12 protein-coding genes and 1 pseudogene are annotated in these 12,826 nt (G+C 41.8%); 6 read left to right on the top strand and 7 right to left on the bottom strand.

Annotated features, from left to right (window positions below; genetic code table 11):
• The 4 genes from GTH32_RS16660 to tatA are packed head-to-tail and all read right to left on the bottom strand — an operon-like array spanning position 1 to position 1,831.
• Positions 1-534: a hypothetical protein gene (locus GTH32_RS16660; RefSeq protein WP_163087868.1), complete on the bottom strand. Its 534-nt coding sequence runs from the start codon at positions 532-534 to the stop codon at positions 1-3.
• On the bottom strand, positions 531-1,292 hold the full coding sequence (gene tatC / locus GTH32_RS16655; RefSeq protein ID WP_163087866.1) for a twin-arginine translocase subunit TatC: 762 nt from the start codon (positions 1,290-1,292) through the stop codon (positions 531-533). Before tatC ends, GTH32_RS16660 begins: the two co-directional genes overlap by 4 nt.
• Positions 1,293-1,592 carry a Sec-independent protein translocase protein TatB gene (gene tatB, locus GTH32_RS16650; RefSeq protein ID WP_163087864.1) on the bottom strand — a complete coding sequence of 100 codons (300 nt, stop codon included), beginning with the start codon at positions 1,590-1,592 and terminating at the stop codon, positions 1,293-1,295.
• Positions 1,592-1,831 (bottom strand): Sec-independent protein translocase subunit TatA, encoded by a 240-nt coding sequence (gene tatA / locus GTH32_RS16645; RefSeq protein WP_163087862.1) that lies wholly within the window; start codon positions 1,829-1,831, stop codon positions 1,592-1,594. The genes tatB and tatA overlap by 1 nt, the downstream gene beginning before the upstream one ends.
• A 182-nt stretch (positions 1,832-2,013) precedes the next feature.
• On the opposite strand from tatA, the gene GTH32_RS16640 reads away from it, so the two are divergent.
• Positions 2,014-2,973, top strand: a complete 960-nt coding sequence (locus tag GTH32_RS16640; protein WP_163087860.1) for a hypothetical protein — start codon at positions 2,014-2,016, stop codon at positions 2,971-2,973.
• 97 nt (positions 2,974-3,070) lie between these two features.
• Here the strand turns inward: GTH32_RS16640 and ilvN are convergent, their stop codons facing one another.
• The 3 genes and pseudogenes from ilvN to GTH32_RS16625 all read right to left on the bottom strand — a co-directional run.
• Positions 3,071-3,568, bottom strand: coding sequence for an acetolactate synthase small subunit (ilvN, locus tag GTH32_RS16635; protein ID WP_163087858.1), 498 nt, complete (start codon positions 3,566-3,568; stop codon positions 3,071-3,073).
• On the bottom strand, positions 3,568-5,286 hold the full coding sequence (locus tag GTH32_RS16630; RefSeq protein WP_163087850.1) for an acetolactate synthase 3 large subunit: 1,719 nt from the start codon (positions 5,284-5,286) through the stop codon (positions 3,568-3,570). Before GTH32_RS16630 ends, ilvN begins: the two co-directional genes overlap by 1 nt.
• Positions 5,287-5,607: 321 nt before the next feature.
• Positions 5,608-5,901 (bottom strand): annotated as a pseudogene (locus tag GTH32_RS16625) (DUF4442 domain-containing protein); the annotation flags it as partial.
• A gap of 88 nt (positions 5,902-5,989) precedes the next feature.
• Between GTH32_RS16625 and GTH32_RS16620 the strand changes: the two are divergent.
• The 5 genes from GTH32_RS16620 (at position 5,990) to GTH32_RS16600 (ending at position 12,784) form a co-directional block, all read left to right on the top strand.
• Positions 5,990-7,126, top strand: a complete 1,137-nt coding sequence (locus tag GTH32_RS16620) for a tyrosine-type recombinase/integrase (protein WP_163087848.1) — start codon at positions 5,990-5,992, stop codon at positions 7,124-7,126.
• A gap of 4 nt (positions 7,127-7,130) precedes the next feature.
• Positions 7,131-9,479 (top strand): hypothetical protein, encoded by a 2,349-nt coding sequence (locus GTH32_RS16615; protein ID WP_163087846.1) that lies wholly within the window; start codon positions 7,131-7,133, stop codon positions 9,477-9,479.
• Between the two features lie 5 nt (positions 9,480-9,484).
• On the top strand, positions 9,485-11,608 hold the full coding sequence (locus GTH32_RS16610) for a hypothetical protein (protein ID WP_163087844.1): 2,124 nt from the start codon (positions 9,485-9,487) through the stop codon (positions 11,606-11,608).
• The gene (locus GTH32_RS16605; protein ID WP_163087842.1) at positions 11,608-12,177 is read left to right on the top strand and encodes a hypothetical protein; all 570 of its coding nucleotides are present in this window, start codon (positions 11,608-11,610) and stop codon (positions 12,175-12,177) included. Before GTH32_RS16610 ends, GTH32_RS16605 begins: the two co-directional genes overlap by 1 nt.
• Positions 12,178-12,307: 130 nt before the next feature.
• Positions 12,308-12,784: a hypothetical protein gene (locus GTH32_RS16600; protein ID WP_163087840.1), complete on the top strand. Its 477-nt coding sequence runs from the start codon at positions 12,308-12,310 to the stop codon at positions 12,782-12,784.
• The last annotated feature ends 42 nt before the right edge of the window (positions 12,785-12,826 follow it).

Raw genomic sequence — 12,826 nt, 5'->3', positions numbered from 1 at the left:
CTATTTAATACGCTTTACTTTCATGGTTTGGTTTAACCCATCAACCTTGAGATAAAATGCCCCGAAAAGGCCCCGTTCAACCATAACTTGCTGGCCCTTTTTAAGCCGTAAGTTGCTATTGTCTACCTGACGCCATACGCTAGCATTATCAAAAGTAATGGTTTTTTCACCCCTTACATTTTCGCTGACGTTGACAACATTTACCGTCATAGTATCAGCTTGGCGTTCTCTTTGTGCTTTTCCTTCCCTACCAAAATCGGCCTCAGCAGCTGGCGCAACGTGGGCGTTTTCTAGCATCTCCGCTGGCTTTAAGGCGGGCTTAGGAGCCGGTTTATCTTTAGGAGTGTTTAAATCTTGCTTCGGCGCTGACATTGACATGCGGTCATAGCACACCAATCGTTGCAAGCTGTCTTCTAGTTTTCTACATTTTTCTACCGCTTGCGCCAAGGTGTCTGCCTGTGCGGCCGTACTAACGAAAAATACACTAGATAGCAATAACGAGCGTGCGCCTAAGGTGGCGAGTAACTTATTCATGGTTGCTCTCTTTCTTCGTCAGTATCGACATCTGTATCTGGTTCGCGCTTACCCGCGTAAACGCTACCCACAATAACGCCTACTTCAAACAGTAGCCACATAGGTATTGCTAAAAGGGTTTGTGAGATCACATCGGGAGGGGTTAACAACATACCAAGTACAAACGCACCTACCACTATATATGGGCGCTTTGCGCGTAAGGTGGCCGGGTCGGTTACCCCCGTCCAGCACATCAAAATAATTGCGATTGGGATCTCAAATGAAACGCCAAAAGCAAAAAACAATTTGAGTACGAAGTTGAGATAACTTGATATATCTGTACTTACGGTTACCCCCTCAGGGGCTACGCTATTAAAAAACGCAAATGCTATTGGAAAAACAACGAAGTAAGCGAACGCCATGCCCGCATAGAACAACAAGGTGCTTGAAAGTAACAAAGGTGCCACAAGCTTCTTTTCGTTACGATACAGTCCTGGGGCCACAAACCCCCATACTTGATAAAGCACATAGGGAATGGCAATGAAAAAAGATAGCACCAAGGTTAATTTAAATGGCGCAAAGAAAGGTGAAGCAACATCAGTCGCTATCATACTGGCGTTTTCTGGCAGTGATTCCAGCAAAGGCAACGCCAGTAAGCGGTAAAGGTCTTGAGCGAAATACGCCAAGCAAATAAAAACCACCAGCACACTTAAAAGCGCCTTTAAGATACGGCTACGAAGCTCAATTAAATGAGATATTAAACTGTTAGCGTCAGACATTTATTGTTTTTTATATGGTTCCCGAACAGATTCAGCGGCTTTTTTTAACTCATCGACACTTTCTTCAAGTTCAGGCGATAAGTCTTTTAAACCCTGCTGTTCAGCTTTCTTTAGGTTTTCGTGTAATTCGTGTACCCGCAATTGGTGCTCAACTTCTGTTTTAAAGCCGGTGGCCATATTGCGCACACTTCGAATAGTGTTAATTGTAGATCGCATGGCACCTGGTAATCGTTCAGGCCCTAAAATAAGCAGGGCCAATACACCTATTACCAGTAGTTCCCAAAAACCTATGTCAAACATTATGACTTTTCTTTTACGTCGCTCTGCGTTTTAGTGGCTACAGGGTCAGCTGTGTCTTTTTCTTCCACATGCTTTTTCTGCTCGAAGTCGGCGTCTTGCTCATTATCGTTGACGGCCTTTTTAAAACCTTTAATTGCACTGCCAAGGTCTGAACCCATACCTTTAAGGCGCTTTGTTCCAAAAAGTAACACCACAATTACTAGAACAATAAGTAATTGCCAAATACTAATACCACCCATAAAAATTATCTCCCATACATCAGTAGTGACAGTATGCCACCCCCTGAGGCTGCTTGCATCTGAATATTTGCTTAGCAGAATAATCGTTGAAATTTATTCCTACAAGTCTCATGCTGGTGATCAACTGGTTAGCACGATGTGTAGCGTTAAACGCCGCACGTAGTAAGGAGTTAATAATAGGAATGTTGTGTGTTGCCGTAACGCTTTGTCACTTGGTTATGCCTGCTAACACGCACCTTAATTCCTCTGCGCAGGTAGTATCGCCTCCAAGTAACGAGATAAATGCAAGTGAAGAAGCTTGGTTTGATGTGTGGCAGCGCAGTTTTACCGACTCAATGGATTTTACCGTACGCCAGTTTGATGGTTTATTTTCTCGCGAGCAAGGATCTCATAACGGTGAGCACGCGAAAGCGGAGGGGCGCATACAGTTAAGCTGGGAACCCCGTAGCAGAGAGCTTAGTGAAACCGATTTGCGCTTTCGTATTCGGGTATCATTACCCCACCTTGAAAACCGTGTAGATTTACTCCTGAGCGATAACGAAGATGAAAGCCAAAGCGATACCATTAAAGCCGCCCGTTCTAACAGTTTGGGGCGAAGAGACAATACCACAATAGCCCTGCGTTTTAGGCCCGACCAAAACTCCCACTACTCGTACCGCATTGGCGCCGGGCGAAGAGATCAATTGTATTTAAAAAGTCGGTTTCGCGACGCAGCTGCATTTAATGCCCACTGGGCCATGCTGTATGATGCAGAGTTATACTACTACACCCGGGACAGGCTAGGCGCAGAAGTGGGTGTCGCCATTCAACATGTGGCCACCGACAACCAAGTCACTCGGTTTAACAATCGTTATTATTATCGCGATATTTCTAACGATTGGCTGTGGCGACACGAACTGCAACATCTTTATCCTATCAACAACCATCATGCCTTAGTTTATCGGCTTATGGTCGAAGGTTACGACAAGCCTAAGTACCATGTAGATGAGGTATACACTGGCTTACGCTGGCGTTTTAATCCGTTTAGAGACTGGCTTTACTTTGACGTAGAACCGTTTGTATTGTGGCGACGAGATGAAGACTTTAAAGGTTCATATGGCGTGGCCCTGCGGGTAGAGGCCTATTATGGAAAAACAAAGTAAAAAAAGCTGCCGAAGCAGCTTTTTTGAAAGGTATTAAAACGTGACTACGCTTAGACGCCTTATACGGCATTGTCGCGCTTTAAGGACGGTTGTCGCTTTAAGGGCGTAAGGCTCTTTCGCCACGGGCAAGCCCGCAAACGCCCGTACGAGATGATTCAATAATCTCTGCACACTGCCCCATTGTTGTGGCAAACGCATCTAACTTATCGGTGGTGCCAGTAAGCTCAATGGTATAGTTGTTAGCATTAACATCGAGTATCACACCGCGAAAGATGTCTGCGTTGCGCTTAACTTCAGCACGAACAGATTCAGTGCGGGTTGCCACTTTAATTAGCATTAATTCACGCTCAATGTGCGCGCCTTCGGTTAAATCGACAACTTTCAATACATCGATAAGCTTATTAACTTGCTTAGTAATTTGCTCAATAACTTTATCGTCACCGTGGGTCACGATAGTAAGTCGAGACAAGCTTTCATCGTCGGTAGGGGCTACGCATAGCGAATCTACGTTATAACCGCGCTGTGAAAATGCGCCAACGATACGAGAAAGTGCGCCCGGGGCATTTTCCATTAATACTGAAATAATACGTTTCATCAGGTTCGCTCCGTCTTGCTCAAGCGCATGTCATCCATAGCGCCGTACTTAATTTGCATAGGATATACGTGTTCGTTTTGATCGATAGCAATGTCCATAAACACGAGGCGATCTGTGTAACTGAAACACTTCTCCATTGCTGCATCTAAATCTTCTAGTTTGTCGACCTTAATACCAACATGGCCATAAGCTTCGGCAAGTTTTACAAAGTCGGGCATAGAGTCCATATAGGAATGGGAATGACGACCTTTATAAATCATGTCTTGCCATTGGCGAACCATACCTAACGCTCGGTTATTCAACGAGATTATTTTGATAGGTAGGTTATATTGCAAACAGGTCGACAATTCTTGAATGTTCATTTGGATACTACCGTCACCGGTAACAACCACTGAGGTTGCCTTGGGGTGGGCAAACTGAACGCCCATAGCCGCGGGTAAACCAAACCCCATAGTGCCTAGGCCCCCAGAGTTTATCCATTGACGAGGTTTGTCGTAAGGATAATAAAGCGCCGCAAACATTTGGTGCTGACCTACATCCGAACTTACGTAAGCTTCGCCATTGGTGTGTTTATATAACGCTTGAATAACCCGCTGAGGTTTAATAACTTCCTCGCCCTGCTCAAAGTTAAGGCAGGTGCGCGCACGCCATTGCTCGATTTGCTGCCACCAATCGGCAAGCTTTTCTTGTTGCGCAGTTAAGTCTTGATTAACTAGCTGCTCATGAATTTGATCCAGTACCTTATCTACCGACCCCACAACAGGAATATGGGCATTAACGGTTTTAGAGATCGAAGCAGGATCGATATCTACATGAATGATATCGGCGTGGGGACAGAACTTGTCGACATTGTTGGTTACTCGGTCATCGAAACGCGCCCCAAGCGCAATAATGCAATCGGCATTATGCATGGTTTTATTCGCTTCCAATGTGCCATGCATACCCAGCATGCCGATAAATTGCTTGTGCGTGCCGGGCATCGCGCCCAACCCCATTAACGTACAGGTAACGGGAGCATGCAGCTTTTCTGCAAGTTCGATAACCCGTGAAGAGGCTTCGCAAGCGACAGCGCCGCCGCCAACATATAACACTGGGCGCTGGGCTTTTAATAAGGCACTTACCGCCTTCTTAATTTGCTTTGGATGCCCTTTCTCTGTTGGGTTGTATGAACGCATGGATACATCGTTAGGGAATACATAAGGATGCTCGTCAGCTACGTTCACTAAATCTTTAGGTAAATCAACGACGACAGGCCCTGGTCGGCCCGTATTAGCAATATAGTAGGCTTTAGCAATAGCTTCAGGAATATCTACAGCCCGTTTTACTAAGAAACTATGCTTAACGATAGGGCGTGAACACCCAACCATGTCAGTTTCTTGGAATGCGTCTTCACCAATGTGCATAGACGGAACCTGACCTGATAAGACGACCATAGGAATAGAGTCCATGTAGGCCGTTGCGATACCGGTGATCGTATTCGTTGCACCTGGACCTGATGTGACGAGTACTGTGCCGGTTTTTCCTGTTGAACGTGCGTAACCGTCTGCCATATGGGCAGCTGCCTGTTCATGACGTACGAGGACGTGTTTGACATCATCTTGCGCAAATAACGCATCATAAATGTCCAGTACGGCACCGCCTGGGTAACCGAACACGTGTGTCACTCCTACATCTTTTAGCGCTTCTACCACCATGGCTGCGCCCGACATCATTTTCACAGTACTTTCTCCTGTAATGGGTTGGGGGTTTGTCAGCGTACGTTGACGATGTCGGGACTATAACGAAGGTTGTAGGAAGATAAAACACCAAATCATGTAAAAGTGAGATATGTATCCCAATATTCAAGATAATTAGGATAAATGTTTCGAAATGACGAATTTACTCGGCAAATTTAGGATGAGTTTTACATTACGTTAACATTCCCAGCACACGCCTGCGCATTGCTGAAGATAAGGTTATCGCTTATATCGATATAGCCGTCAACCGCTACTTTGGTCCTACCTGTTAAATCACACAAATAGGACTCTAGCGAGACATGTTTAGGTTGCTGATTTTGGCACCCACGCCCAAATCATTTCACAGATTACCGGCTCTATGCCTTGTGCATCAGTGACAGTAACGGCAACCGCAATTTCACCCTTGTCTTGGGTTTGCATAAGTTTGATTTGCGCATCAGTAAGGCGCGCCACTGCTTGCATATCGCCCTTAGCACGCTTCACATACTTCAAATTCATTTCTTTAATTAAAGGAAGCTTATCGCCGGGCAAATTCACCCCTACCACAAAGCCTGTGGAGGACTCCGCTAATAACGCCATCGCTGCTGCATGCACACTTTATCTAGTTACATTTCTGTAATGTATTTTGTTGACATAGTCAGTTTTAGACTAGTTTTATAAGCACGAGAAATCATAGGTCCGGAAAATGTTTAGATATGAACTAACAACTGTTGAGTATTGTGGAAGATCAATCTGTGCTGCCGTTATTTACGATGAGAATTACAAGTATCACAAAGCTGCATGCCATTTCCTTTTAGAAGTAGCGAAGAAGACCAGAACGAAAACAAATACAATTAAGGCGCGTGCGAGTGACCTAAAAAAATTTTTGTATTCTATCTCAGAAAATAAAACGCCTTCAGTGTTGACCCAAGACTTTCGATATGTAAACGATAATCAAATGAACGCCTACCTCATGAAGCTACACCATGATGGGTTATCGGCAAAATCCCTAGCGAGACATATTTCAACATTGGATGAATTCTACAAGTTTATCTACAAGTTTGGATATATTGACTGCCCGAAACATTTTTCATTTAGTACTGCTGAGAAAGTCGAAACTATGCAACTAATGGAAAAGGCAACTTCTCGAGTCCTCTCTCAGTATATAAAAATTGAAGACTTCAATACCATACTTTCACACGTTGTAGCAAAGGACTGTTACAAACGAGCGAGAGACGAACTAGCGCTGAAGCTTGGATACTTTGCAGGTATTAGGACTCATGAATTAGTAGCTTTCGACAATTTCTCGATCGCAAATTTAAAAAAGCAGTTTTCTATTGAGAAAAATAATTTTTTTGATTATGCATTCATCGCAGTTACAGGAAAAGGCTACAAACGCCGTTCAATTCCACTGAGTATGGAACTAAAGAAATCCCTCTATCGTTTTTTATATGGAGACTATGCTGGTATTTTCAAAGCGCATTTGTTTGAAAAGTCAAATGGGCATGCAATCAAGGATGCTTCATACGGTACAAACACATTTCGTAAAGCGGTTAGAAAGTTTTTAGCATCGACAATTGTCAGCAAAGAACTAAGAGAGACGTACAGCAACTGGTCGTATCATTCGCTTCGCCATACGTGTGCAACAAATTTTGTGACTTTTTGCGACTACAACGGCAACGGTAAATACGATCCAATACTATATTTACCTCAATGGTTAGGACACTGCAGCATCGAAACATCCAAACTATATATTTGTTCTGAAGCTCTGCTAAATCGAAACTTTGAAGTATTTCATAAGCTCGATGAGCTCAGTTGCTCAATAGAGGGAATAGGTGATTAGCGATATGGTCGCGAAGAAAAAAAGAACGGTGAAGGGAGTAAAAGCACGAGCAGATTTGCTTGATGGCTTATTGATACCAGAGAGTTCTAGTCACCCTACTCTTAAAGCGCTGTGGTACAAACTTAAATCAACAAGTTTTGCAGAGTACTCAACAGCAAACAGAAAGCTGCTGGTATCGCAGTACAACCGCTATTATGAATTTCTTCAAGCACACGGGTATCTGTCCATAGAAGACTCACCGATTACCCTGTTCAATGAGTATGGTGTATTTATTAATCGAGAGTCTGGAGTTAAACCATACAGGTTAGTGAACCCAATCGTGCTGTTAAGCAAAACATACCTCTCTGATAACGCAGCACAAATCGAGACTGAGGAATATGACTTTTTAGTTCGAGCAATTGAGAATTTTAACCTTCAAAGAGATCAAGCAGAGAAAAAATTAACGTTAGCATTTTTGTTCGAAGCGTGTCCTTACACCGACGTAGAACTCTTAATATCTTTAAGGCTAATTTGTGCTCACATTATCACCACAGAGTACGAAGCCAAGAAAGATTTGCTACACAATAATCACTTAGAAAAACACATAGAAAAAGTATTCTCGCAATCAAAAAGAAATGCTAGAAGCATCGATTTCGGTAGATATGATGCATGGTCATCATCAAAGCAATTTAAGAAAATTTATGAGCCCGTAATGAGGGCGATATATGAAAGCCAGAGCGATATAGCAAAAGAGCGACTTCTAACATCAATTTTCTTAAACCGCGGAATTGAAGACATATTAGACAGTGATAACATTGAAGAGATTTATAATAATTTCATTACGGTAAGAGATACCAAACGGCCGCTACGGCTAAGCAAAAGAAACATAATAGATATAAAAAAAAGGGTCAATTCTTCCAGAAAGTCAATAAGACACCTAGCTGAAAAATACGGATATGGCGATAAAGAAAAGACAATTGGAGACCTCATAAAAAACCCTTCGAGAAAATCTAGGGTTATAGACAAAGAAACGATTGAGGTTATAAAGGAGGAGTATTTAAAATCCCCAGTTTATACAAAGCGTGATGCAGCAAGAGATTATGGCGTTTCCTCCTATACCATAACCGACATCTTTAAGCGTGATATCGAACAGCTCTTTTACGATTACAAAATAACACGAGCAGCGAGTCCTTATTACAAAGTGCGTTTCTCGATTCCGAAAATAACGGACCATTTAGCTACCAGCGGATGGACACTGAGTTGCTACAATCTTGATGATTTTATTTTTCCAGATCAAACACAACAATGGGCATTGATGTGTTTGCTCGCTTCGGATGGAGTACAAACATCTGGAATGCAAAGACTTTTACTAAACGACTGCATCAGAACAGAAAGCATTAGCGGAAAAAAATCTATCCAATTCAATTACGTCAAAGGGAGAGCTAATGCAAATTTTTCAACTGCTCTGTACTCTAATTCCGACAGGCCAAGAATTTTTTATCAAGCATATGAAGTTTGCTATCAGACGATTAAACGCGCGTATCAATACTCTAACGAAAAATCAACCCAATTATTTTTTCAGACTGATATTCCCAACTCTCTTAGACGATTTTTAAGCTCTAGTAAAAGCGCAGAGCTCAGAATGAGGCTGTTTAATCCAAATTCTGTACTCAGAAAAACATTAGAAAAAAGACTATCGAGTAAGCAAGTAGAGCCAGCATTATGGCTATTGAGGAAAATATCTGATTCGGACTCTATAAACCTTTTACCTTCAACAATAAGGGAAACATTCGTCGCAGTAACGGGTGTAAGCACCGGTTATGGAAGTCGAGGGTACGCTTCTGCGCGCTTATCTGCCCATAACGAAAAAACTCACAAACTGACATATCTCGATAGATATCCAGCTATAGTTAAAGAACAGCTTTCTAACACACCTTCTATGGCAATTAGAATCGGACAGCTTATGGAGAAGCAATCCAATGCAATAGAAAAATTGGCTAGGAATAATATCTCAATAACGGTTTCAGAAGCTAAGAGAGCGCTAGGTTTAGGTAGTATCAATGACAATCTTAGCATTTTCGATAGCCAGAAATACAAGCTCGGTTTATGTGGTGAGATCTCACTGGATAAAAAGAAAATTTATCTAGCCACCCCTGGTTCAGCAGCTCTTATAATAAAAAGACTTCAACACCTGAAAAACGAAGTGCCGGCAGTTATTAGTCACCAACGAAATGTTGGTCCAATCTTTGAAAAATTGGTCATGGACTTTATTCTACTTAGCGAGGTACTTTCAAAATTTCCTAAGGAAATAGTTGCAAAGGGAGAAAAGCTCTACCTTAAACTCCCTGAGGAACTTTTCCCTCCTCAACTTTGATAAAAATGAAAGAACAGCACAAAGCTCAAGCCCTTGAAGACAACTTTCTCATTTCAAGCAGGGAAATGAGATTGTACTCAAATAAATGGCTATTTCAGTGCCCCGACACTGGAGAGTTTTTTGAAGTGAGTCTGGAAAAGAAAAATGTTAATCATCATTGGGTGACGTTTTATAAGCTGTATATTGAATACAAGCTTGGAGGGTTCAAGGGACCAGGTTTTCTCCTCAAAGCTTCGCGGAGCTCGATAAAAGTGATATCGGAATGCAGCCTAACGTTTCTCGTATGGGCAACTCAAAGCTATCCAAATACTTACTTGTCGGACTTTACTGAAGGCATGGTTAATGAGTTCGTCAATCACTTATTTGACTTGCGCATGGCATACGGAACTTTAACTTTGCGAATGCAGATACTCAGAGACTCCCACGATGCGTTCTTATTAAAACATATACCAGACGGCATTACGTTCTCCATTGATTATTTGGGAAGAAAGCCAAGACCAAATTCAATTTTATCAGCTATTTGCAATGAAAGAGGCATCGATTTTTTTGAGTGGGGAGCGAGAAAGCCGCACGGAAGTATACCTATATATACAGCAATGGCGTTACTTAATTACGCATTACAGGAAATTAGATCTGGAAAAGCTAATTTTGCTTCAGAGTATTACTCTCTATTCCGGAAATACAAAGAGCGATTCGCCGAAGATAGGCTTCGCATTGTATTTCGTAACCTCTTCAGTTTCTATAAAGATCACCTCATCTCAGGAAATATTGATTTTCTCTGGTTCATAGGTGGTGGAAAATCTTGTGCTACATCAAAGGTGTTAAGAGATCAATATTATGAGTCTAAAAATAGGAATCAATTTTTCTGCCCTAAGGCATTTCATGCAAAGTATCGTCTTAAAAAATACGAATACCAACAGGTCGAGTCGTTTGAAAGGCAAAAGCAGTCTTGGGATTTGTATTACAATTTAGCAACTGACTTTATAGAGATTGCCAGGGCAAACTTAAGTGAAACTCAAGCGAGAAAACTCAGCCATGCTTCTCTTGTTTCATACGTCAAGAACGAGCTTCGCTATTCTACTCTAACTGTGCTTCTTACATTAACAGGAGCTCGCTCTTGGAGTGAGATATCACAAATGACCGCTGATGATTTTACGCCATCTAGAAGTAGCTCTGACGGGGTAATTTTTAAAACGCAAATAAAGAAAACGAATCATGGAATTCCGAAAGATAGGATGATTTATAACTTAGCGATGGAGGCCGTATCCCGACTACAATCGTGTCGCAATACTAGCGATAGCGACATTTTTCTCTTCAGTAACGACTTTCTTTCGTTAAGAAACCACAAGTCTGCAGTTAACACTGCTCCTCTTGGGCCAGGTGCTTTATCCCAGGGCCTACGAAAATATTACGATAAGTTTGCCAAATCTCAACCACTCTTGACTAAAAAACATCCAGAGATAAAGGCACATCAATTTAGACATACGTGGGCTGAGTTCGCATTAAGAATGTTCGAGGGAAACGTTAGTGAAGAAATAAGAAGACATTTTGCTCATAGCTACGGCTCTTTCATGCAAGAAACTTACACTTCGGAAAAGTTAAAGGACGAGATTGCTGATGATCTCGTAAGCTCATACCTAAAAGAGATACTGACTAGAATTGTTGATGAAGCAGTTTTGAAATCTATCAATTCTGAATACCTTTCCGATATTCAGGGCTCTGCAGCAGAACTCATAATAAAAGCTAGCGATGAAATAGTGACAACGCCGGAAAAGGCTCATGAATTTGTGGAACAACTGGCAGACGACTATGTTCATATTCGTGCCCATGAATATGGTTATTGTCTATCGAGAAAGGATCATGAAAAACACGCAAACTGCTACGATAAAAATTTTGGCTCTCCCGACTATAACGGCGCTTGTTTCAAAGTCTGTATTAACTGTATAAATTTTTGTGCTTCTAGAACCAACAATGAAGCGGCATTAATACGACAGTCGATAGCTCACAGGAACTTCGCCAACATTCGAATGAAATTACTCAATGTTGATTCTGAAGACACTTTCGTTAAAACATCTTTGAAAGCATCAGAATTGGGAGAAAGGTTTCTTAAGAAATGGCAGGAGGAGTAATGAAGATATCTGAGTTTGATATTGAAAACTGGCAACTAGAAGTCGAAACTACACCGGAGTGGTTGAACCCTGGAGTCGAAGAACTATTTTTCAGCCAATTTAATAAATTGGTTGAGGAAGTAAAGTCTTTTGTCTCTAACTGCCCTACCCCCTCACTACTTTCAATCTCTTCTTATCAGGTAAGCAATAGCGACGTAACTACTGCATTGGGTAAGTCAAGAAGTGCTCTGCGACGAGAACGTTACCCAAAACTATTTGTATATTTTGAGGAAACCAACGAGTTTTTGTGTGCATATTGGCACCACCATTGTGCGAAGAAAGCACGTCCGGCTAAGCCGTTAAAAAATTCCGTCCCTCTTGAAGAGAACAAGTCTTTGAAGAGGGAAATTCAAAAGATAAAACATTTAATGCACCGTAGATTCCTCGAACAACTAATTAGCAATACTGACAATATGGAACTAGTAGACAAGGTAGGTAAGATAGAAGACTTGGAACTTAGGAATGCTGAACTTGAACGGCAAGTGGCAAGATTAACCTACCAACTTAGAAATACGTTGAAGCGCATTTAATTTGATCAATGAGGCCGCGTGCTTTGTGAAGCCTTCCATAACTAGTTTCAACAACTTTCCGCAAGTCTCGGAAGCACCTTGTATTATTTCTCAATAGCCCCATTCTATTCTCAAGAAAAGGGAACGCTATATGTCGCTAGAAGAAACAAAAACGGATCTAATTGCTGCAAATGAAAATCATGAACGTTTGCTTGCCTATATCAAAAAGTTGTATCAGGCGGAGATACGCTCCAAGGATAACGTACTCTCGCAAGCACTAGCGGAATTGCACAATTCAGAAAAAATTAATCTTCTCAGCTTGATTAGTGACTTAGCTACGCAGTCTGTCGGTAGTGATTTCGTAACAGTATTGCGTGTCTTCGAAAATACTCTACCGATGCTAGATGCCAGCGTTGATGATGTTATCCATTGCATAGCTCACCTTATGCACCAGTCAGATAAAGGTATGATATTTGGAGGTATTTATGATTCTTTCCGAATATTTTGTAGTGCAGATGTGCTAAGGGCTTCCAAGAGTATCGACTGTAGTGGTCAACTAATTTTGGCCACAGTTTTAGAATCTTGGTATATAACCTCAGATTCATTTGGTGCTAAACCAGCATTATAATGATGTGGCCTAACGTTGTTGTAATACCCGTTGATATAATCA

The organism is Alteromonas profundi (genome assembly GCF_010500865.1).
In the GTDB taxonomy this organism is placed as follows: domain Bacteria; phylum Pseudomonadota; class Gammaproteobacteria; order Enterobacterales; family Alteromonadaceae; genus Alteromonas; species Alteromonas profundi.
This window is presented reverse-complemented; position numbering and strand designations above follow the sequence as displayed.